The organism is Nocardioides sp. Z50_6 (assembly GCF_058215755.1).
The window spans coordinates 858,305-877,708 of record NZ_JBZAJB010000002.1; the positions used below are offsets into that span (position 1 = coordinate 858,305).

General features: G+C 74.0%; 17 protein-coding genes. 7 read left to right on the plus strand and 10 right to left on the minus strand.

What is annotated here, in order from left to right; all coding sequences use genetic code 11:
• The first annotated feature begins 7 nt into the window (after positions 1-7).
• Positions 8-934, plus strand: a complete 927-nt coding sequence (locus tag AC4BGE_RS08865) for a glycosyltransferase family protein (protein WP_490575035.1) — start codon at positions 8-10, stop codon at positions 932-934.
• Positions 931-2,874 carry a methyltransferase domain-containing protein gene (locus AC4BGE_RS08870; RefSeq protein ID WP_490575036.1) on the plus strand — a complete coding sequence of 648 codons (1,944 nt, stop codon included), beginning with the start codon at positions 931-933 and terminating at the stop codon, positions 2,872-2,874. The genes AC4BGE_RS08865 and AC4BGE_RS08870 overlap by 4 nt, the downstream gene beginning before the upstream one ends.
• Positions 2,875-2,896: 22 nt before the next feature.
• Here the strand turns inward: AC4BGE_RS08870 and AC4BGE_RS08875 are convergent, their stop codons facing one another.
• The 4 genes from AC4BGE_RS08875 to AC4BGE_RS08890 all read right to left on the minus strand — a co-directional run bounded on the left by AC4BGE_RS08875 (position 2,897) and on the right by AC4BGE_RS08890 (position 7,880).
• Positions 2,897-5,143, minus strand: a complete 2,247-nt coding sequence (locus tag AC4BGE_RS08875) for a HelD family protein (protein WP_490575037.1) — start codon at positions 5,141-5,143, stop codon at positions 2,897-2,899.
• Between the two features lie 80 nt (positions 5,144-5,223).
• Positions 5,224-6,537 carry a hypothetical protein gene (locus AC4BGE_RS08880; RefSeq protein ID WP_490575038.1) on the minus strand — a complete coding sequence of 438 codons (1,314 nt, stop codon included), beginning with the start codon at positions 6,535-6,537 and terminating at the stop codon, positions 5,224-5,226.
• On the minus strand, positions 6,534-7,076 hold the full coding sequence (locus tag AC4BGE_RS08885; RefSeq protein ID WP_490575039.1) for a SigE family RNA polymerase sigma factor: 543 nt from the start codon (positions 7,074-7,076) through the stop codon (positions 6,534-6,536). The genes AC4BGE_RS08880 and AC4BGE_RS08885 overlap by 4 nt, the downstream gene beginning before the upstream one ends.
• Positions 7,077-7,115: 39 nt before the next feature.
• A complete protein-coding gene (locus AC4BGE_RS08890) occupies positions 7,116-7,880 on the minus strand; it encodes an enoyl-CoA hydratase-related protein (protein ID WP_490575040.1) in 765 nt (254 codons plus the stop codon).
• 81 nt (positions 7,881-7,961) lie between these two features.
• On the opposite strand from AC4BGE_RS08890, the gene AC4BGE_RS08895 reads away from it, so the two are divergent.
• From AC4BGE_RS08895 to AC4BGE_RS08910, 4 genes are all read left to right on the plus strand, one after another.
• A complete protein-coding gene (locus AC4BGE_RS08895) occupies positions 7,962-9,896 on the plus strand; it encodes an anthranilate synthase family protein (RefSeq protein WP_490575041.1) in 1,935 nt (644 codons plus the stop codon).
• 106 nt (positions 9,897-10,002) lie between these two features.
• Positions 10,003-11,775 (plus strand): sulfatase-like hydrolase/transferase, encoded by a 1,773-nt coding sequence (locus AC4BGE_RS08900; protein WP_490575042.1) that lies wholly within the window; start codon positions 10,003-10,005, stop codon positions 11,773-11,775.
• Between the two features lie 10 nt (positions 11,776-11,785).
• A complete protein-coding gene (locus AC4BGE_RS08905; protein ID WP_490575043.1) occupies positions 11,786-12,370 on the plus strand; it encodes an anthranilate synthase component II in 585 nt (194 codons plus the stop codon).
• Positions 12,367-13,617, plus strand: a complete 1,251-nt coding sequence (locus AC4BGE_RS08910) for an anthranilate synthase component I family protein (protein WP_490575044.1) — start codon at positions 12,367-12,369, stop codon at positions 13,615-13,617. The genes AC4BGE_RS08905 and AC4BGE_RS08910 overlap by 4 nt, the downstream gene beginning before the upstream one ends.
• Here AC4BGE_RS08910 and AC4BGE_RS08915 read toward each other — a convergent pair.
• The 3 genes from AC4BGE_RS08915 to AC4BGE_RS08925 are packed head-to-tail and all read right to left on the minus strand — an operon-like array spanning position 13,610 to position 16,283.
• Positions 13,610-14,173, minus strand: coding sequence for a DUF2231 domain-containing protein (locus AC4BGE_RS08915; protein WP_490575045.1), 564 nt, complete (start codon positions 14,171-14,173; stop codon positions 13,610-13,612). The genes AC4BGE_RS08910 and AC4BGE_RS08915 overlap by 8 nt on opposite strands.
• 35 nt (positions 14,174-14,208) lie before the next feature.
• A complete protein-coding gene (locus AC4BGE_RS08920) occupies positions 14,209-15,573 on the minus strand; it encodes an ATP-binding protein (RefSeq protein WP_490575046.1) in 1,365 nt (454 codons plus the stop codon).
• Between the two features lie 8 nt (positions 15,574-15,581).
• The gene (locus tag AC4BGE_RS08925) at positions 15,582-16,283 is read right to left on the minus strand and encodes a response regulator transcription factor (protein WP_490570902.1); all 702 of its coding nucleotides are present in this window, start codon (positions 16,281-16,283) and stop codon (positions 15,582-15,584) included.
• A gap of 100 nt (positions 16,284-16,383) precedes the next feature.
• Here AC4BGE_RS08925 and AC4BGE_RS08930 point away from each other — a divergent pair, with 100 nt between their 5' ends.
• Positions 16,384-17,610, plus strand: a complete 1,227-nt coding sequence (locus tag AC4BGE_RS08930) for a glycoside hydrolase family 6 protein (RefSeq protein ID WP_490575047.1) — start codon at positions 16,384-16,386, stop codon at positions 17,608-17,610.
• A 7-nt stretch (positions 17,611-17,617) separates the two neighbouring features.
• Here the strand turns inward: AC4BGE_RS08930 and AC4BGE_RS08935 are convergent, their stop codons facing one another.
• Genes AC4BGE_RS08935 through AC4BGE_RS08945 form a run of 3 tightly spaced genes read right to left on the minus strand, consistent with a single transcriptional unit; the run spans position 17,618 to position 19,390 of the window.
• Entirely contained in the window at positions 17,618-18,487 is an 870-nt protein-coding gene (locus AC4BGE_RS08935; RefSeq protein ID WP_490570900.1) for a fructosamine kinase family protein, read from the minus strand.
• On the minus strand, positions 18,484-18,999 hold the full coding sequence (locus AC4BGE_RS08940) for a low molecular weight protein-tyrosine-phosphatase (protein WP_490575048.1): 516 nt from the start codon (positions 18,997-18,999) through the stop codon (positions 18,484-18,486). The genes AC4BGE_RS08935 and AC4BGE_RS08940 overlap by 4 nt, the downstream gene beginning before the upstream one ends.
• A gap of 1 nt (position 19,000) precedes the next feature.
• The gene (locus AC4BGE_RS08945; protein ID WP_490575049.1) at positions 19,001-19,390 is read right to left on the minus strand and encodes a phage holin family protein; all 390 of its coding nucleotides are present in this window, start codon (positions 19,388-19,390) and stop codon (positions 19,001-19,003) included.
• Positions 19,391-19,404 lie beyond the last annotated feature (14 nt).

A 19,404-nucleotide genomic window follows, 5' to 3' on the forward strand; every position in this document is an offset into this window, starting at 1 on the left:
TTCACTCGTGCCGGAAGCCTCAGGGGCTGCCCACCTTCCTGGCGCCTCGGTCGCCGTCCAGTCGATCCTCTTCCACACCGCCGTGCCGGCGCTGGAGCGGGCCCTCGAGGCGCTCGACCACTCGGCCCGGATCGGCCGGGCCGAGGGCCTGTGCGCCCGCCTCGAGGTTCTCCTCGGTGACGCCAGCAGCGTTCCCCTGCTCGACGAGACGACGCTCGCCGGCCTCCGGGAGCGGTTCGACGCCCTCGACCGGATCGAGTACGTCTTCTTCGACGAGAACGTCGGCACCTCCAAGGGGCACAACGCGCTGTCCCGGCTCAGCGACACCGACCTGGTCGTCACCGCCAACCCCGACGTCGTGGCCGACGCCCGAGCGCTGTGGCGGATGGCCTCGGCCGCCGCCGACCCGGCGGTGGGGATGGTCGAGGCCAAGCAGCTGCCCTTCGAGCACCCCAAGGACTACGACCTGGGCACCGGGCACACCTCCTGGGCGACGACGGCGTTCGCGATGACCCCGCGGGCCCTCTTCGAGCGCCTCGGCGGCTTCGACGAGCAGACCTTCTTCATGTACTGCGACGACGTCGACTACTCGTGGCTGGTCCGGGAGGCGGGGCTGCGCGTCGTCTTCCTGCCCGCCGCGGTGGTCTTCCACGACAAGGAGCTCACCGTGGACGCCCAGTGGATGCCGACCGGCGCCGAGCGCCGCTTCTCGGCCGAGGCGGCGCTGCTGCTGGCCCACAAGTGGTCGCGGGACGACGTGGTGCGCAGGGTCCTGGGCTACTTCGACCACTCCGACGTCGAGGACGAGCGGCGGGCGGCCGCGGAGTTCCGGCGCCGCCGCGACGCGGGGCTGCTGGTGCCCCAGCGCGACCCGGAGCACCGCGTCGCGACGTTCGTCGGGGACATGTACGCCGAGCACAGGTTCGCGCTGTGACCGCCCCCGACGGCCGGCACCGCTACGACAACGAGATCGCCGACGATAACGTCTACGGCCACGCTCTCGCGCTGCTCGGCAAGCACCTCGCCCCCGACGTCGTCGGTGCGGTCCATCTCGACCTCGCCTGCGGCTTCGGCCACGTCGCCGAGCCGGTGGCCGAGCGGTTCGGCCTCCACTACGTCGGCGTGGACCTCGACGCCGACTCGCTCGCCGCGCTCTCCGCGCGTGGGCTGGAGACCCACCGGGCCAGCCTGACCGACGCTGACGTCACCGAGGTGCTCGAGCGGATCCTCGACGGCCGCCGGCTCGCCTCGGTCACCTTCCTCGACGGCCTCGAGCACCTCGTCGACGGCGCACCGGTGCTGCGGGCGATCTCCCACCTGCTGGCGACCCACCGCGCCGTCGCCGTCACCAGCGTCCCCAACGTCACCCACCTGGACGTGGCGACCAAGGCGCTGCTGGGCGAGTGGGAGTACACCGACGCTGGGCTGCTGGACTCCACCCACGTGCAGCTCTTCGGCGCCCGCACCCTGGAGGCGGTGCTGCGCGCCGCCGGGCTCGCGCGCCTGGACTCCGCCGACGTCGTGCTGGCCCGTAGCGACCAGCACCTGCCGGCCGACCACCTCGGCCTCTCCCAGCGCAGCTCGCTGGGTCACCTGCTCCAGGTGGTGCGCGCCGACGCCGAGCCGCACGGCAGCACCAACCAGTTCGTCTGGGCGCTGGGCCCTGCCCCCGCGCAGCCGGACGCGCCGACCCACCGCGCGGAGTCCGAGGTCTTCCTCAGCGTCCTCATGCGCACCCAGGGCCGGCGTCCTCAGGAGCTGCGGGAGGCGATGCTCTGCCTGGCCGCGCAGTCCTGCCAGGACTTCGAGGTCATCCTCGTGGCCCACCGCACCACCCGGGAGGAGCAGGTCGCCGTCGAGCGGGTGCTGGAGGACCAGCCGCCGAGCCTGCGCCGCCGGGTCAAGCTGGTGCTGCTCGACAGCGGCGGCCGGACGGCGCCGCTCAACGTCGCGCTCCGCCAGGCGCGCGGGCGCTACGTCTCGATCTTCGACGACGACGACGTGCTGCTCGCGCACTGGGTCGAGTCGTTCCGGAAGGCCGAGCAGGACAACCGGGGCCGGATCCTGCGCGGCGTCGCGCTGCGCCAGGACGTCGACGTGGTCGACGTCCGGGGCGAGCCCGGCGTCCGGGCGCTGGACGCCCCCGAGGCGGTCTACGACCAGGAGTTCTCGCTGGCCCACCACCTCGTCCGCAACCAGACGCCGCCGCTCTCCTTCGCCTTCCCCCGGTCGCTGCACGCCGACTTCGGGCTCTCCTTCAACGAGGACCTCTCCACCACCGAGGACTGGGACTTCCTGCTCCGCTCCGCGAGCCTGACCGGCGTCACCGACATCCCGCGCGTCATCGCCCTCTACCAGTGGTGGACCCGCCGGGAGTCCTCGCGGTCGATCCACTCGCCGGAGGAGTGGGCCCAGAACAACGCGGCCATCAACCGCTTCATCGACTCCCGACCGCTGCTGCTCCCCGCCGGGGAGACCTCGGTGCTCCGGGAGGACCTGGGGCGCCTGCGCCGGGCCGAGCAGATCGTCGGCGAGCAGGAGGAGCTGATCGACGACATCCGCCGCCAGCACGAGGAGGCGCGGGCCTGGCTCGCCGCCCGGGTCAGCGAGGTCAACGACGAGCTGCGCGACGCGCTCACCCTCGTGCACGACCTCAACCTGGTGGTCGCCGCCAGGGACCAAGAGCTCGCCCAGGCGCGGGAGACGCTGGAGTCGCTGTCGGCGCGGGTCGGCACGCTCACCGAGCGGCTCGAGAAGCGCAAGGCCAAGGCGGCGAAGCGGGTCGCGGCGGCCACCCGCCGGGCCGACGCCTTCGCCGCGGCGCTGAAGCCGACCCAGCGCGCCCGGGTCGAGCGGCAGCTCTCCGGGGACTGAGCCCGCCCGCGGGCGGGCCGGCTCAGGAGCCGCTGAGGACCGTGAGCAGCTGGGTCGCCCGGGTCAGCACCACGTAGAGCGTCGCGCGCCCGGTGGCCGACTCGGTCTCGATCTCCTCAGGGCGCACCACCACGATCCCGTCGAACTCCAGGCCCTTGGTGTCCAGGCCGGACAGCACCACGACCCGGTCGTCGCCCGACGGCGGCACCGCCGGGTCGATGGCCGCGCGGGCGCCCTTGGCGTCTGCCGCGAACTCCGGCCAGGAGGCCAGCCACTCGTTGACCAGCGAGCGGCGCTCGGCCGGCACCACGATGCCGACCGTGCCGGTGACCCGCGCGGCGATCTCCCCGACGGCGGCGCGCACGGCCGCGCGCAGGTCGGGCCCGGCCTCGCGCTCCACGGGTGCCTCCCCGGTGGAGCGGACCGCTTCCGGGAGGTCGGCGTCCAGGCCCGCCCGTCGGGCGTACGCCGCGGCGTAGTCGTAGATCTCGGCGGAGTTTCGGTAGTTCTTCGACAGGTGGAAGGAGTGCACCTCCTTGCCGGTCAGCGCGGCCGCCCGGGCCTCCTCGGCCTCGGACCGCACCGGCCAGGACGACTGTGCCGGGTCGCCGACGATCGTCCACGACGCCGCCCTGCCGCGCCGGCCGACCATCCGCCACTGCATGGGGGTGAGGTCCTGGGCCTCGTCGATGAGCACGTGGGCGAAGGGGTCGTCCTCGAGCTTGTGCAGCGGCGGCGACCAGACCCGCCCGCGGGGGGCGAACTCGCGCTCCGCGGCGGTGGTGAGCTCCTGGAGGTCGACCCCGCCGTCGCGGTAGGCGAGGGTGTCGTCGAGGTCGTGGTCCTCGTCGGTGCGCTGGGGCACGTCGCCGAGCAGGTAGCGCAGCTCGTCGAGCAGCGCCACGTCCTCGACGCTCAGCGGCTCGGTGTGGCCGGGGCGGGTGGGCAGCAGGCCCAGCCCTTCGGGGTCGGCCTCCTGCCAGGAGCGCAGCAGCAGCTTCTGGTCGTCCACGGAGAGCACGCCCTCGGCCACCCGGGCCAGGAACTCCGGGTCGCGAAGCCAGCCCAGCACGTCGCGGGCCTCCAGCGGCGGCCACCAGGCGGCGGCGAAGTCGACGAAGGCGGCGGTGGAGAGCATGTCGTCGTTGAAGTGCTCGCGGCCGCGCTCGCGCCCGCGCTCACCCTTGACCTGGCGCCACATCGCGTCGAGCAGCGCGTTGGCCACCCGGGGCAGCTGGCGGTTGCGCCCGCCCTGACCCATCAGCTGTCCGCGGACCCGGCGCAGCACGGCCGCGTCGAGGCGGATCGAGTCGTCGCGCCAGAAGATCCGGAACTCCCGGGGGCTACCCGGGGCCTGCTGCCGCGCGGCGCGGCGCAGCACCTCGGCCATCCGGGCCGCGCCCTTGACCGCGGCGACCTCGGGCGCGTCGTGCCGGGTCGCGCGCACCCCGTCGACCACCTCGCCGAGCGAGCGCAGCGCCACCGCGGTCTCGCCGAGGGAGGGCAGGACCCGCTCGATGTAGCGCATGAAGACGCCGCTGGGCCCGACCACCAGCACCCCGCCGCTCTCGTAGCGGCGGCGGTCGGCGTAGAGGAGGTAGGCGGCGCGGTGCAGGGCGACCACCGTCTTCCCGGTGCCCGGGCCCCCGGAGATGGAGACCACGCCCTTGCCGGGCGCCCGGATCGCCCGGTCCTGCTCGGCCTGGATGGTGGCCACGATGGAGTGCATGGAGCGGTCGCGGGCGCGGGAGAGCTGGGCCATCAGGGCCCCCTCGCCGACGATCGGCAGGTCGCGTCCGGACTCCGCCAGCGCCTCGGCGTCGAGCAGCTCGTCCTCCACGCCGACGACCGTGTGGTGGTCGGAGCGGAGCACCCGGCGGCGGATGACGCCTTGGGGGGTGGCGGCCGTGGCCTGGTAGAAGACGGCGGCGGCCGGGGCGCGCCAGTCGATCAGCAGGGAGTCCCGGTGCTCGTCGCGCAGGCCGATCCGGCCGACGTAGCGAGGCTCGGGGTCGAGCTCGTCGCGCAGGTCGAGGCGGCCGAAGACCAGCCCCTCGTGCGCAGCGTCGAGCTGGGCCATCCGCCGGGACGCCTGGAAGACCATCGCGTCACGCTCGACCAGTCCGCCCTCGTGGCCGAGGTGGGCGCGGCTGTGCCCTTCCTTGGCGAGCTGCTGCGCGGCGGCAGCGGACTTCTCCAGCTGCAGGTAGACCCGGTCGACGAACGCCTGCTCGGTGGCGATCTCCCGCTCGACGAGCTCTTCGGACAACTCGGCTTCCTCACTCCTGTGCGACCGCGGACGCGGTTTCGGCAAGTCGTCAAGACTACCGACCCCGCGCCCGCGGGGCGTCAGGGCGTCCGTGTGTAGACCGCCGTGCCCAGGGTGGAGTTCTCGCCCGCCGGGAGGTCATCGACCCGGACGTCGATCCGGCTGCCCGCGGGGAGGAAGAAGGGACCCATGCCGCCGCCTCCTTGCATGGTGCTTCGGATCTCACCGTCGACGGTGACGACGGCCTCGGACCTCCTCGGAATCCCGGAGGCGAACGCGTATCCCATGGACGGCTCGTCGACGGTCCCGCTCCGGGTCCGGAGCCTTCCGAGGTCGCCACTGCTGGCCTGTGCCAGCGTCCAGGTCACCCCGTCCACCTCCACCAGCTCGGGCAACGGCACCCCGCCAGGCTCCAGCAGGCTGGCCGGCTCGGCCACCTCGTAGAACCCCGCGGCGAGCAGGGCGTCGGATCCCTCCACCGGGCGACCGTCGGCGTCGACGAGCCGCACCTCCGCCTGCACGATCTCGCCGGGCGCGAGCCGGCCGGCCTCGGTCTCCACCCCGTCGGTCAGGGTGGCCAGCGTGACGGTGCCGGGGTCGAAGGTGACCTCGTCGGTGCAGCTGCCGCCGGAGACCACGGGCTCACCCTCGAGCAGGAGCTCGTACTGGACGGACTCCTCGGTGCCTGAGCAGACCGCACCGAACCGCAGGGCGCCGTCGGGCACCTCCACGGGGAGCCGCAGCGACTCCTGCCCCCGCACCGCGTCGGCGACGATCAGCCGGTCTCCTGCGACCCGGTCGCGGAAGGTGAGTCCCTCCACGGTCACGCCGGGCGGCCGCTCGTCGGAGAGCTCGTAGAAGGCCAGCGTGTTCACGCCCGGTCCGTGGAACTCGAAGGTCCCTTCCTCGCCCGCGTCCGCCCGCCAGTACTGGGAGAAGTCCGCCGCCGTCGGCTGGTAGACGTCCCCGTCGGGCTCCGCGACCTTCCAGTCGTCCAGCTCACCCGGCGGTGGGACCGCCTCGTTGGCCCAGGCGATCACGATCGGGTGGCCCAGGCCTTCCAGGTCGAGCTCCACGTGGTCGGTGCCCGTGACCGAGCCGGCGTACTCGTAGGTCCACCCGGCCGCCTCGATGGTCGCGGGCACCGGGTGCCCGGCGAGCTCGGTGGGCACGGAGGCGGGGCCGGGCGCCCGGTCCCCGGGGAGCAGCGCCGGCGCCAGGGCGACGGCGGCGACCACGGCTGCGGTGACCACCGCCACCCCGGCGGTACGGCGCCGGCGGGCGGCGCGGACCCGGCCGCGCACCTGCGAGGTCCGGGTGCCGGCGTCGAGCGGGGCGGCGAGGCCGTGGGCGCGGTCGTGCAGCGCGGTGCGCAGGTCGTCGAGGTCGTTCATCGCAGGTCTCCGTCCGGTCGGGCGTCGCCGAGAGCAGGGTCGATCCGCAGCTTGGCCAGCGCCTTGCTGGTCTGGCTCTTGACCGTCCCGGTCGAGCACTGGAGCAGCGCGGCCGTCTCCTCGACGGAGAGGTCCTCGAAGTAGCGCAGCACCACGACGGCACGCATCCGGCGCGGCAGCCGACCCATCGCGGTCCACAGGTCGTGGGTGTCCTCGGCGGCTCCGGTGGTGTCCGCGGTGCCGTTCTCCGGCAGCTCCCCGGTGGGTCGCTCGTCGTTCCACCGGCGGCGCCACCACGTGGAGTAGGTGGTGACCAGGATGCGCCGGACGTAGGGCTCGGGGTGCCCGTCGATCCGCCGCCAGGCGAACCACGCCTTGGCCAGGGCAGTCTGGAGCAGGTCCTCGGCCAGGGCGTGGTCCCGGGTGAGCAGATAGGCGGTCCGCAGCAGGTGGGGGGACCGGGCCGCGACGAAGTCGTCGAAGCCGACGGGCTCGGGCACCGGCCCCTCCCGGGTCTCGTGGGCAGACAGGACGGTCATGCCCCCTACTACCCGTCGGCAGGGGGAAAGGGTTGCCTGCTACTTCTTGCGGCTCAGGAAGGCGGTCATCGCCTCGCGGGCCTCGTCGGAGCCGAAGAGCCGGGTGCTCAGCGCGGACATGTCGTCGCCGAGCTCGTCGATCCGCGCGACCAGGCCGGCGTTGAGGATGCCCTTGGTCTCCCGGATGCCCTGGTTGGCGCCGGTCGCCACGTCGGCGCAGAGCTTCGCGACGTGCTCGTCGAGCTCCGCGGCCGGCACCGCCTTGGTGACCAGGCCGAACTCCGCAGCCTGCGCGCCGGTGAAGACCTCGCCGCTCAGCGCCGTCAGCGAGGCGGCCCGCGGGGTCATCCGGTGGAAGACCGACAGGCTGATGATCGCCGCGGCCAGGCCGAGCTTGACCTCGGTCAGCGCGAAGGTGGCCTCCTCGGCCGAGACCGCGATGTCGGCCGAGGCGACGATGCCGATGCCGCCGGCCCGGACGGCGCCGAGGTTCTTGGTCACGACCACCTTGGGCATGGTCGCGATCAGGCGCTGCAGCGCGATGATCCGCTTCGTGCCCTCCTCCATGCTGGTGGTGGCCGCCTCGGAGAGGTCGGCGCCGGAGCAGAAGACCTTGCCGGAGCTCTGGATCAGCACGACGCGGACGGAGTCGTCGGCGGCCGCGGCCTCGAGGTGCTCGTAGAGCTCGGTGACCAGCCGCCGGGAGAGCGCGTTGCGGTTGTGCGGGGAGTCGAGGGTGATCGTGGTGACGCCGTCGGCGACGGCATAGGTCACGTAGGGGGCCTCGGGTGCGGAGTCGGACATGGCGCACAGTGTGCCCCAGGTCGCACCGGGCTGCTGAGACCGGCGGCCCCGCCCAGGGTGGGCCGAACTAGGGTGCACGGCATGGAGACCACACCCGCGCCGGCCCAGGAGGTGCGAGCCACGCTCGCCGAGCTCCAGGGGCACGAGGCGTGGGCCGTGATCCGCCTCGCCCGCAAGGAGCCCGGCGACGCCGACGTCGTCACCTTCGTCGGCGGCGCGCGCAGCGAGGTCGAGTCGCTCCTCGACGTGCCGCTCGAGGACGGCGTCCCGGCCGCGGGCCGTCGCTTCGACCGGCTGCTCGCCGTCCCCTTCCGCCAGGTCCGCGAGCGCGGCTTCGAGGCCCACGACGACGGCGCGCCGCTGGTGGTGGTCGACATCGAGCTGGAGCGCCGCCACCCGGTGGCCGACGTGCTCGCCGCGATCCCCGACACCGGGATCGACTTCACCGACCGCGGCGGCTTCGACACCTCCGACGAGGACTACGCCGAGGTCGTCGAGGCGATCATCCGCGACGAGATCGGGCAGGGCGAGGGCGCCAACCTGGTGGTCGGGCGCCACTACCGCGCGGTGGTCGCCGACTGGGGCGTCGACAAGGCGCTGACCGTCTTCCGCCGTCTGCTGGAGCGGGAGCGGGGGGCCTACTGGACCTACGTCTTCTTCACCGGCGACCGCTTCCTGGTCGGCGCCAGCCCCGAGCGCCACGTCAGCGTGCACGGCGGCGACGTCCGGATGAACCCCATCTCGGGGACCTTCCGCGTCGGCGGCCGCACCGCCGCCGAGATGAAGCCGGCCCTGCTGGACTTCCTGCGCGACGAGAAGGAGATCTACGAGCTCTTCATGGTCGTCGACGAAGAGCTCAAGATGATGTGCGACCTGTGCCACGAGGGCGGGATGGTGCTCGGCCCGTTCCTGAAGCCGATGACCCACCTGGTGCACACCGAGTACCTGCTGGCCGGCCGGTCGCGCCGCGACGTCCGCGAGATCCTGCGCGACACCATGTTCGCCGCCACCGTCACCGGCAGCCCGGTGGAGAACGCCGTCCGGCTGATCAAGCAGTACGAGACCCAGGGCCGCGGCTACTACGGCGCGGCGCTGGCGCTGCTGGGCCGCGACGACGAGGGGCTGCCCACCGCCGACAGTCCGATCGTGATCCGCAGCGCCGACGTCGACCTGAAGGGGCGGATGAAGGTGACGGCCGGGGCCACCCTGGTCCGCGACTCCGACCCGGCCTACGAGGTCGCCGAGACGCACGCGAAGGCCGGCGGCATCCTGTCGGCGTTCGGCCTGGTGCCGGCCGCCGGCTCCCCCTCCGAGGGGTTGGCCGACCTGGCCCGCGACGAGGACGTGCTGATCGCGCTGCAGTCGCGCAACCGCCGGCTCTCCACGTTCTGGCTCACCGACCAGGCGGGCGCCACGCCCGACCCCGAGCTGGCCGGCAAGCGGGTCGGGATCCTCGACGCCGAGGACGACTTCGTCAACATGCTCAGGCACCTGCTCGCGGTGATGGGGATGACCAGCGAGGTGATCCGGCACGAGGCGTACGTCGAGGGCTGCCTGGACGACTACGACCTGGTGATCGTCGGGCCCGGCCCGGGCGACCCGCGCGACGGCGACGACCCCAAGATCGCCACGGTCCGCCGGGCCACCGAGCGGCTGCTGGCGCGCGAGCAGCCCTTCCTCGCCGTCTGCCTGGGCCACCAGACGCTGTGCCACACGCTGGGGATCCCGCTGGTCTTCAAGGACATCGTCTTCCAGGGCACCCAGGCGGCCGTCCCGCTCGGCGACCGGGTGGAGCGGGTCGGGTTCTACAACACCTTCGTCGGCCGGGTCGGCGACGCGGCGCTGCCCGACCAGGTGAGCGTCGAGGCGGACCCCGCCACCGGCGACGTCCACCTGGTGCGCGGCCCGCACTACCGGGGCATCCAGTTCCACGCCGAGTCGATCCTCACCGAGCGGGGCTTCGACCTGGTCAACGACCTGGTCTCCGACCTGCTGCTGGGGGACGGCCACGACTGAGGGACCTTGGTCCCGACTTCGTCCGGTGTGGCAACCGGACGTCGGCCCCGGACGTCTCCTAGGTTGTCGCCACGTCACGTGGCGGATCGGCCGGGGGAGGTCACGAGTGCGAGAGCGCACGTCCGGGTGGCGGTCGCCGCTCGCCGGCGCCCTCGCACTCGTGGCCATGACGGCCTGCGGCACCGCCGCGGGGCAGGAGGGCGAGGCGCTCCCGCCCGGCGGGCCCGTGCAGGTGGAGCGGCCCGAGCGCACCGGCGGCGAGGCCCGCGCCCAGGCCGAGGCGCGGGGCACCGAGGAGGCGCCCAGCCTGGCGGGCTCGCGTCCCGACATCGTGCTGGTGCTGATGGACGACTTCTCCATGGACCTGCTGCCCACCATGCGCAGCGCCCGCCGGCTCGCCCGGACCGGGGCCCGCTACGACCACTTCGCGGTCGACTCGCTGTGCTGCGTCTCCCGCGCCAGCCTGATGACCGGCCAGTACCCGCACCAGACGGGGGTGCGCACCAACACCTCCGACGGCGTGCTGCCCTACGGCGGCTACCCGGCCTTCGCCCGCTACGGCAACGGGCCGCGCAGCTTCAACGTGCGCCTCCAGGAGGTCGGCTACACCACCGGGTTCGTCGGCAAGTACCTCAACGAGTTCGAGTACGTCCCCGGGGTGGAGGCCATGCCGCCCGTGCCGCCGGGGTGGAGCCAGTTCAACGTGCTCTTCGGCTCCGCCTACGACGGCTGGGGCTTCGATGCCAGCGCGGTCGTCGACGGCGAGGTCCGGGTCGACCACCACCCCGCTCCCGCCGCCGGCTCCCCACCCGAGGTCCTCGACCGGGCCTACGCCGGGCAGGTGATCGAGGACTACGCGCTCGACTTCATCGCCGCGCAGCGCGACTCCGACCAGCCCTACTTCCTCGAGGTCGCGCCGTACGCCCCGCACAACCGGACCAACCCCGACGGCGCCTACCCCGGCGACCCCGTCTTCCCGCCCGCCTTCGCCGACCGGCCCGGCGGCACCAAGGCCGGGGGCGACTGCGGCCGGGTGAAGTGCCGCTCGCTGACCACCCGGGACCTCCCCGGCTTCGGCGACAACCGGCGCGACAACGTGCCGCGGACCCGCGCCGGGAAGCGGACGCGGCCCTGGAACACCATCCGCACCACCTCCGCGCGCGAGGCCGTCACCCACCTGCGCGACCGGGCCCGCATGGTGCAGTCGGTCGACCGCACGGTGCGGCGCATCCTGCGCGCCGTCGACGACGACACGCTCGTCGTCCTCACCTCCGACAACGGATTCCACCTCGGGCAGCTGGGCCTGGGGATGGGCAAGGGCACCCCCTACGACACCGACGTGCGGGTGCCGCTGCTGCTGGCCGGCGCCGGGGTGGTGCCGGGGCAGCGGCACGAGATGACCAGCAACATCGACCTCGCGCCCACCTTCGAGGAGCTGGCCGGGCTCCCGCCGGCGCCGTACCGCTCGGGCACCTCGCTGGTGCCCGGCCTCACCGACCCAGGGCTGCGCACCCGGACCCACGTCTTCTTCGAGCACACCACCGGCACCGCCGGCGGCGACCCCGACCGGGCGTTCACCGGCGGCGAGCTGCTGCGGATCCCCAGCTATGTCGCGGTCCGCACCCGGGACGCCCTGCTGGTCCGCCACGACCTCGACCCCGCCGAGGACCGGACCTGGCACGGCTACGAGCTCTACTCCTACGACAAGCACCCCTGGGAGAAGAAGAACAAGTTCGGCGTCGCCAAGTACGCCGACCTGCAGGCCGAGCTGATGGGGCGCCTCGCGGCGTTCGACCGGTGCGCGAGGGTGCGCGGCGACACCGCGGTGCCGGCGTCCTGTCGCGACCCGCGCCCGCGGCAGGGATCACGGACCGACTAGGTTCCGTGGGGTGCAGGGCATCGACGTGGTCGTGGTCGACCACCACGACTCCTACACCTGGAGCCTGGTGCACCTGGTCGCCGCGGTCACCGGGGTGCTGCCCCACGTGGTGCAGCACGACGAGGCGACGGCGCAGGAGGTGCTGGCCCACACCCACGTCGTCCTCTCGCCCGGGCCGGGCCGCCCCGACCACGTCCGCGACTTCGCGGTGGGCGCCGAGGTGCTCCGCGCCGCGACCCGGCCGGTGCTGGGGGTCTGCCTGGGGATGCAGGGCCTGGTCGCCGTCTTCGGCGGCGTCGTCGGCCGGGTGCGGCCGGCGCACGGCGAGGTCGCCCGCGTGGAGCACGACGGGGTCGGGGTCTTCGCCGGGCTGCCGCAGGGGTTCGCGGCGGTCCGCTACCACTCCCTGGCCGCCCTCGCGCTGCCCGCCGAGCTGGTCGCCACCGCCTGGGCCGAGGACGGCACCGTGATGGGCGTGCGCCACCGGCACCTGCCGCTGGAGGGCGTCCAGTTCCACCCCGAGTCGGTGCTCTCCGAGCACGGGCACCAGATCGTCGCCAACTTCCTCCACGCCCCCGGCCGGGTGGCGCGGTGACGCCGGAGGAGACCTTCGCCGCGGTCGCGGCGACCCGTCCGCGGTGCTTCTGGCTCGACGGCGGCGGCGCGCGCGCCTGGTCGGGCCGCCGCTCGATCATCGGCTGGCTCGACGAGGACGACGTCTCCCTGACCTACGACGCGGCCGCGCGGGTGGTGCGCCGCCACACCGGCACCGGCTCCTCGGCCCGGGCCGAGGTGGTCGGCGAGGACGTCTTCGCGGTGCTGGAGCAGGAGCTGGCCGCCGGCCCGGCCGACGCCCGGTGGTTCGGCTACCTGGGCTCCGCCAGCCGGCCCGACCTGCCGGCCCGGCCCGACCCGCACCTGCCCGACGCCGTGTGGATGCGCCCGCACCACGTGCGTGCGTTCCTCCACGACCCGCCGTCGCGGCCGGTGAGGCCGCCGCGGCCCGGGAGCGCGGCCGCGCCCCCGCCGGTGCCGCCGGAGTACGCCGCTGCCTTCGCGCGGGTGCAGGAGGAGCTGCACGCCGGCAACTCCTACGAGGTCAACCTGACCCACCGGCTCGAGAGCGGCTCCGCGCTGGATCCGGCCGCGGTCTACCTGCGGCTGCGCGAGCTCAACCCGGCGCCGTACGCCGGCTTCCTGCAGCACGACGTGGCGGGTCACCGCGCCTGGCTGCTCAGCTCCTCCCCGGAGCGCTACGCGCTGGTCACGGCCGACCGGGTGCTGGAGACCCGACCCATCAAGGGCACCACCGCGCGGGGTGCGAGCGCGACCGAGGACGAGGAGTCGCGGCGGCGGCTCGCGGCTGAGCCGAAGTTCCGCGCCGAGAACCTGATGATCGTCGACCTGCTCCGCCACGACCTCGCCCGCGTCTGCGTGCCGGGGACCGTCGAGGTCCCGACCCTGATGGAGGTGGAGTCCTACGAGTCCGTCCACCAGCTGGTCTCCACGGTCCGTGGCCTGCTGCGCGACGACGTCTCCACCGTGCAGGCGCTGCGCGAGCTCTTCCCCGCCGGCTCGATGACCGGCGCCCCGAAGCTGCGGACCATGGAGATCATCGACGCGGTCGAGTCGACCCCGCGGGGTGCCTACGCGGGCGCCTTCGGCTGGCTGGCCGGCGACGGTCGCGCGGACCTCGGGGTGGTCATCCGGTCGCTGACCACGCCGGGCGACGGGCGCTGGACCCTCGGCACCGGCGGGGGTGTCACGGTCCGGTCGGAGGTCGCCGAGGAGCACGCCGAGACGGTGTGGAAGGCCGAACCGCTCCTCGCTGCGCTCAGGTGAGCCCGTCCGCCTCGAGGTCCGGGTGCCGGCTGCCGACCTTGCGCCCCGCCGAGAGATGTCCGCCGAGGTAGCCGCCGACCCCCAGGGCGGTGCTGCCGGCCAGCCCGAGCAGCACGCCGCCCGCGTGCCGGTCGCGCTTGCGGGCCACCAGGGAGGCGCCGTAGAGACCGATCGCGGCGACGTTGGAGAGGGCGTGCACCACGCCCACCCGCTTCTCGGCCGTCCCGGTGCGGTGCCACTCCGCCCAGCCCGCCAGCGCGGTCGGCACGGAGGTGGCGAGACCGCCGGCGACCAGCACCTCGGCGGCCGGGCGCGAGCGCTCCCCGCCGACCAGGTCGAGCACGGTCGCCGACATCCACATCCCGATGGGCGCATCGGTCATCACGGGGTGGAGGGCATGGCCCAGCCACTCACCCTGGAGGAGCCGACGCCGGCCCTCGCTGCCGACCAGGGCGTCGACCAGCGGCTGGTAGAAGCCGACGAGGGGGTCGAGGCGCGGGCTGCGCTCCAGCGCCTGGGTCGCGCGGACGAGCGGGTTCGAGGAGGTGGTGGCCATGTCACCCGGTACCCAGCGGGGCCCACGGCGAAGCCTCAGCCCGGCTCCGTCGTCGAGGTCCCCGGCAGCCACATGACCAGGCGGGCGCCGCCGCTGGGGGAGGTGTCGGCGCGCACCGCTCCGGAGTGGCGCTCGGCCGCCTGGCGGACGATGGACAGGCCCAGGCCGGAGCCGGGCAGCGCCCGGGCGTCGTCGGAGCGGTAAAACCGGTCGAAGACGTGTGGCAGGTCCTCCGGGGCGATCCCCGGCCCCTCGTCGTCGACGATCAGCACGCCCTCGGAGAGCCGCACCGTGACGGTCCCGTCGGGCGGGCTCCACTTCGCGGCGTTGTCGAGCAGGTTCGTCACCGCCCGCTCCAGCGCCGGGGCCTCGCCGCGCATCGGCCACGGCTCCACGTGGACGTCGAACCGGGCGGCGGAGCGGCGGCGCACCCGGGCGACCGCCCGCTGCACCACCTCGGCGAGGTCGAGCTCGGCGACCACGTGGGAGAGCGGCTCGTCGCGGGCCAGCTCGACCAGGTCGCCGACCAGCGTGGAGAGCTCCTCGATCTGGGCGCGCACGTCGTCGAGCAGCTCGGCCCTGGCCTCGGGGGGCAGCCCGTCCCCGGCCTGGCTGAGCAGGTCGAGGTTGGTGCGCAGGCTGGTCAGCGGGGTGCGCAGCTCGTGGCCGGCGTCGGCGACCAGGCGCCGCTCCCGGTCCCGGGAGGCCGAGACGGCCTGCACCATCTCGTTGAAGGCCCGGGCCAGCCGGGCCACCTCGTCGTCGCCCTCGACCTTGATCGGCCGCAGGTCCTGGGTGCGGGCGATCCGCTCCACGGCGCCGGTGAGCCGGCGTACCGGGCGCAGCCCGTTGCGCGCCACCAGCCAGCCGGCCAGCGCCGCCACCAGCACCCCGGTGCCGCCGAAGATCGACATCACGGTGCCGACGCCGCGCAGGGTCCGGTCGGTGTCGGCCAGCGGCTGGAGCAGCACCAGCGCCTGCCCCGGCCCGGCGGGGACGGTCGCCACCCGGTAGCGGACCCCGCCCTCTGCCCTCAGGGTGCGGACGGACTCGGGGCGCTCGCCGGCAGCCACCTCGAGCTCGGGGGGGCCGAGGCGGAAGGCGGGCCCGTCGCTGTCGGCGGTGAACCACCGGCGGTCGGAGGTGATGAAGACGACGCGGACGTCGGCGGCGCCGAGCATCCACGGGGGCACCTCGCGGAAGGTCATCTCCGCGAGGGTGCTGTAGGAGGCCGCGCGGGAGGCGCGGTCGAGCAGCGAGGAGTCCAGGCTCGACTGGAGCTGCATCCGCACCGTCAGGAAGGCGCCAGCGGCCATGAAGGCGATCGCCACGCCCACGGCCATGGTGGTGAGCAGGGCGACCCGGCTGGCCAGCGAGCGCCGGTAGTGGAACCCGGTCATGCCTCGGCTCACGCCTCCCTGAGCACGTAGCCGACGCCGCGGACGGTGTGGATCAGCCGCGGCTCGTGGTCGGCCTCGGTCTTGCGGCGCAGGTAGCCGACGTAGACCTCCAGCGAGTTGGCGCTGGTGGGGAAGTCGTAGCCCCACACCTCCTCGAGGATGAACGAGCGCTCCAGCACCCGTCGTGGCCGGCGCATGAACATCTCCAGCAGGGTGAACTCGGTGCGGGTCAGCTCGATCAGGCGCTCGCCGCGCCGCACCTCGCGGGTGGCGAGGTCCATCGACAGGTCGGCGAAGGTCAGCACCTCGTCCTCGCCGTCGTCCCCGGGCGCGGCCCGGCGCAGCAGGGCCCGCAGCCGGGCGAGCAGCTCCTCGAGGGCGAAGGGCTTGGTGAGGTAGTCGTCGGCACCGGCGTCGAGACCCTCGACGCGGTCGCCGACCGCGTCGCGGGCGGTGAGCACCAGGATGGGCAGGTCGTGCCCGGCGGCGCGCAGGGCGCGGGTGGCGTCGAGCCCGTCGAGCCGCGGCATCATCACGTCCATCACCACCACGTCGGGGGCGGCGGCGGCGATGCTGGCCAGCGCCTCGGCCCCGTCGGAGGCCAGCGACACGGCGTAGCCGTTGAACTCCAGGGAACGGCGCAGCGACTCTCGGACGGCCCGGTCGTCGTCGACGACCAGGACCCGGGGGCGGGCGGGAGCGTTCTGCACGGCACCACTGTGCCAGCCGCGCCTGAGTGTCGCCTGTGAGCGCCGGCCCGATTCGGACGGAACCGGGACAACCGGCGCGCCGCGTCCCTACTCTCGTGGCGTGAGCCGTCTCCTGCACCCCGCCGCCGTGGTCGTCCTGGGCCTGCTGACGACGCTGACCGGCCTGCTGCCGGCCACCGTCGCCGCGGCGTCCGACTCCTCCAGGACCACCCGCGAGTACACGCGGCAGGCGGCCCGCTACGACCAGCGCGAGGCCGCCGCGGGCCTGCTGCCCGCGGCCGAGGTGTGGCAGGTGCCTGAGGCGGCGTACCCCCAGAACCCGTCGAACCCGCTGGCGGGACGTCGCTGGGGGGTCTACCTCGGTCCGCAGGACCAGGTCTACTCCCCCTTCCTCGCGGCCACCGGCGAGGAGCAGGCACAGCTGGCCAAGATCGCGAACCGGCCCCGGACGAAGTGGTTCGGCGGCTGGATCCCGGACGAGGAGATCACCGCCAAGGTCGCGAGCTACGTCGAGACCTCCCAGGCGGGCGACCCGGAGGCGCTGGTGCAGATGGCCCTCTTCCGGATGTCGCCGTGGGAGGGCGAGGCGTGCGAGCGCCCCTCCACCCCCGAGGAGCGGAGCAGCTACAAGACCTGGATGCGCAACGTGGCCGCGGGCATCGGCTCCGCCCCGGCACTCGTGGTGATGCAGCCGGACATGCCGTTCTTCTGGTGCACCCCCGACCGGGGCGCGAAGGCCCGGCTGCTCTCCTACGCGACCCGGATCCTCAGCGAGCTGCCGCGCACCGAGGTCTACCTCGACGCCGGCGCCGCGGACTGGTGCAAGAAGGGCACCGGCCAGCAGCCCGAGCACTGCGCCGACCTGCTGAGCCGGGTCGGCATCCAGTACGCCCGCGGCTTCGCCCTCGACTCCACCCACTACACCGGGCCGGTGGAGAACATCCTGCACGGCAGCGAGATCGTGCGGATCCTGCGCAAGCGCGGCTTCGGGCACAAGAACTTCATCATCGACACGGCCAAGTCCGGCCGGCCAACGATGTGGCCGCAGGTCATCCCGGCGGCGCCGGGCGAGAAGAACGACAACGCCCGCACCTGCCGGAGCCACCGGATGAACCGCTGCGTGACGCTCGGCATCCCGCCGACCGTCCGGACGGCGGACGACCGCTGGGGCCTGCCCGCCGACATCCGGCGGCTGGCGCGGCGCCACGTCGACGGCTTCGTCTGGTTCGGCCGCCCGTGGCTCCACTACCAGGCGGACCCGTTCGTCCTCTCCCGGGCGCTGGAGATGGGGCGCTCCACCCCCTGGCCGGGGCCACTGCTCCAGTAGCGCCGCGCTAGTAGCGCCGCGCCACCTCGCCGGCCCGCGACCCGTAGCCGCCCCCGAACATGCACGCGTGGACGAGCAGCGGGAAGAGCTGGTGCAGCCCCTGGCGCTCCTCCCACCCGTCGGCGAGCGGGGCGCTCTCCTGGTACCCGGCCATCACCCGCGCCAGGTGGGGGAGCCCGAAGAGGGAGAGCATCGCCAGGTCGGTCTCCCGGTGGCCGCCGTGGGCGGCCGGGTCGACCAGGTGGACGCGACCGTCGTGGCCCCACAGGCAGTTCCCGTTCCACAGGTCGCCGTGCAGCCGGGCCGGCGGCTCGTCGGGGACGAGCGCGGGGAGGCGGCCCACCAGGGCCTCGATGCTGCGCGCGTCGTCGGGCTCGATCGCGCCGCGGTCCTGGGCCAGCTTGAGGTAGGGCAGCACCCGGCGGGTGGCGAAGAACTCCGCCCAGGTCGGCGCCGCGCGGTTGGGCAGGGGGAGGCGGCCGATGAAGCCGTCGCGGTGCCCGGCGCCGGTGGCCCCGAAGGCCGCCGCGCCGGCACGGTGGGTGGCGGCCAGCCGGTGCCCGAAGTCGGCGGCGGCGTCGGCGCCGGGCCTTCCCGGCTCGATCCAGCCCACGATCAGGCAGTCCTGGTCGACGGCCAGCACCCGCGCCACCGGCGCGCCGTCGGCCACCTCGCCCAGCCACCGCAGGCCCTGCGCCTCGACGGCGAAGAAGTCCCGGGGAGGGTGCGGCAGGCTCTTCATCAGGGCGGTGGTGCCGTCGTTGAGGCGCAGCCGGGTGGCGGTGGCGATGTCGCCGCCGGCCACCGGTGCGGTGCTCACCACGGGAGTGCCCAGCAGGGCCTCCGCGCGGCGGGCCACGGCGGGCTGCCGGGTCACGGCCCTGACGCGAGCTCGTCGCCCACGGCCTCGACCAGGGCGGCGCTCGTCCGCTCGACCATCTGCAACACCTCCGAGAAGCCCTCCTCACCACCGTAGTACGGGTCCGGAACCTCGCCCCCGGGGTCGACGGGGTCGAAGTCGCGGAAGAGCCGCACCCGGGCGTCCTCCTCCGCGGGCGCCAGGGCGCGCACGTCGGTCTCGTTGCTGCGGTCCATCACCAGGACCAGGTCGAGGTCGTCGAAGCAGTCGGCCGTGAACTGCCGGGCCCGGTGCCGGGTGGCGTCGTAGCCGGCGGCGCTCAGGGTGGCGGCGGCCCGTGGGTCCATCTCCTTGCCGACGTGCCAGCCGGCGGTGCCGGCGCTGCGGACCTCGACGCGGGCCGCGAGCCCGGCCTCGGCGACCTGCCGCTCGAGGACCACGTGGGCCATCGGCGAGCGGCAGATGTTGCCCAGGCAGACCACCGCGATCCGGTAGCGGCCCAGGGTGCGCGGGCGAGGAGGGCGCGGCATCTCAGTCGTCGCTCAGCACCGTCTCGAAGAACCAGCCGACCAGGGAGATGACCACCGACCCGCCGACCGCGGTCCAGAACCCGTGCACCTCGAAGCCGAGGCCCAGCTCGTCGGCGATCCACGCGGTGAGCTTGAGCAGGAAGGCGTTGATCACCAGGAGCAGCAGGCCCAGGGTGAGGATGATGAAGGGCAGCGAGAGCAGCTTGAGGAGCTTGCCGACCACGATGTTGACCGCTCCCAGGACGAGCGAGACCGCGATCAGCGGGCCGATCTTGTCCTGCACCTCGGTGCTGAAGGGGGCCGAGGCTCCCTCGAAGGAGATGCCGTCGAAGAGCCAGGCGGCGGTCGCCACGGCGAGGGCCGTGGCCACGAGCCAGATGAGGAAGCGCATGCCCCCACCCTAGG